This window comes from Flavobacterium fryxellicola, from assembly GCF_900143245.1.
Classification (GTDB): domain Bacteria; phylum Bacteroidota; class Bacteroidia; order Flavobacteriales; family Flavobacteriaceae; genus Flavobacterium; species Flavobacterium fryxellicola.
Genome location: NZ_FRDK01000027.1, coordinates 1 through 2444, shown reverse-complemented (window position 1 = coordinate 2444; position 2444 = coordinate 1). Strand labels below are relative to the sequence as shown.

The following is a 2444-nucleotide window of genomic DNA, read 5'->3' as shown; positions in this document are numbered from 1 at the left end:
CCAAGAGTTACATTTTCTTTAGCAGTAGTACAAGAAACGGCATCTACAGTCACTGTAACCGGAGCTGCACAGGTAATTGTTGGCAGAATAGAATCGACCACCGTTACGATTTGAGTACACGTTGCTGAGTTGCCTGCATTGTCAGTTACGGTCCAAGTTACCGTTGTGTTTCCGATCGGGAATACACTAGGGGCATCATTAGTTACGGATTTCACACCACAATTATCAGCCGTAGTTGGCATTCCAAGAGTTACATTTTCTTTAGCGGTAGTACAAGAAGCGGCATCTACAGTCACTGTAACCGGAGCTGCACAGGTGATTGTTGGCAGAATAGAATCGACCACCGTTACGATTTGAGTACAAGTAGCAGTATTTCCTGCTGTATCAGTTACGGTCCAAGTTACCGTTGTGTTTCCGATAGGGAATACACTAGGGGCATCATTAGTTACGGATTTCACACCACAATTATCAGCCGCAGTTGGCAGACCAAGAGTTACATTCGCTTTAGCGGTAGTACAAGAAGCGGCATCTACATTTACTGTAACCGGAGCTGCACAGGTGATTGTTGGAAGAATAGAATCGACCACCGTTACGATTTGAGTACACGTTGCGATGTTTCCTGCATTGTCAGTTACGGTCCAAGTTACCGTAGTGTTTCCGATTGGGAATACACTAGGGGCATCATTAGTTACGGATTTGACACCACAATTATCAGCCGTGGTTGGCAGACCAAGAATTACATTGGCTTTAGCGGTAGTACAAGAAGCGGCATCTACAGTCACTGTAACCGGAGCTGCACAGGTGATTGTTGGCAGAATAGAATCGACCACCGTTACGATTTGAGTACAAGTAGCAGTATTTCCTGCATTGTCAGTTACGGTCCAAGTTACCGTTGTGTTTCCGATCGGGAATACACTAGGGGCATCATTAGTTACGGATTTGACACCACAATTATCAGCCGCAGTTGGCAGACCAAGAGTTACATTCGCTTTAGCGGTAGAACAAGAAGCGGCATCTACATTTACTGTAACCGGAGCTGCACAGGTGATTGTTGGCAGAATAGAATCGACCACCGTTACGATTTGAGTACAAGTAGCAGTATTTCCTGCATTGTCAGTTACGGTCCAAGTTACCGTTGTGTTTCCGATAGGGAATACACTAGGGGCATCATTAGTTACGGATTTGACACCACAATTATCAGCCGCAGTTGGCAGACCAAGAGTTACATTCGCTTTAGCGGTAGAACAAGAAGCGGCATCTACATTTACTGTAACCGGAGCTGCACAGGTGATTGTTGGCAGAATAGAATCGACCACCGTTACGATTTGAGTACAAGTAGCAGTATTTCCTGCATTGTCAGTTACGGTCCAAGTTACCGTTGTGTTTCCGATCGGGAATACACTAGGGGCATCATTAGTTACGGATTTGACACCACAATTATCAGCCGCAGTTGGCAGACCAAGAGTTACATTGGCTTTAGCGGTAGTACAAGAAGCGGCATCTACATTTACTGTAACCGGAGCTGCACAGGTGATTGTTGGCAGAATAGAATCGACCACCGTTACGATTTGAGTACAAGTAGCAGTATTTCCTGCATTGTCAGTTACGGTCCAAGTTACCGTTGTGTTTCCGATAGGGAATACACTAGGGGCATCATTAGTTACGGATTTGACACCACAATTATCAGCCGCAGTTGGCAGACCAAGAGTTACATTTTCTTTAGCGGTAGAACAAGAAGCGGCATCTACATTTACTGTAACCGGAGCTGCACAGGTGATTGTTGGAAGAATAGAATCGACCACCGTTACGATTTGAGTACAAGTAGCAGTATTTCCTGCTGTATCAGTTACGGTCCAAGTTACCGTTGTGTTTCCGATCGGGAATACACTAGGGGCATCATTAGTTACGGATTTCACACCACAATTATCAGCCGCAGTTGGCATTCCAAGAGTTACATTTTCTTTAGCGGTAGTACAAGAAGCGGCATCTACAGTCACTGTAACCGGAGCTGCACAGGTGATTGTTGGAAGAATAGAATCGACCACCGTTACGATTTGAGTACAAGTAGCAGTATTTCCTGCTGTATCAGTTACGGTCCAAGTTACCGTAGTGTTTCCGATTGGAAATACACTAGGGGCATCATTAGTTACGGATTTGACACCACAATTATCAGCCGTGGTTGGCAGACCAAGAGTTACATTTTCTTTAGCAGTAGTACAAGAAGCGGCATCTACAGTCACTGTAACCGGAGCTGCACAGGTGATTGTTGGCAGAATAGAATCGACCACCGTTACGATTTGAGTACAATTAGCAGTATTTCCTGCATTGTCAGTTACGGTCCAAGTCACCGTTGTGTTTCCGATCGGGAATACACTAGGGGCATCATTAGTTACGGATTTCACACCACAATTATCAGCCGCAGTTGGCAGACCAAGAGTTACATT

At 45.1% G+C, this 2444-nt stretch carries 1 protein-coding gene; it reads right to left on the bottom strand.

Going from position 1 to position 2444, the window contains the following annotated elements:
• A partial coding sequence (locus BUA03_RS16265) for an HYR domain-containing protein (protein WP_139255701.1) occupies positions 1-2444 on the bottom strand: 2444 nt, incomplete at both ends.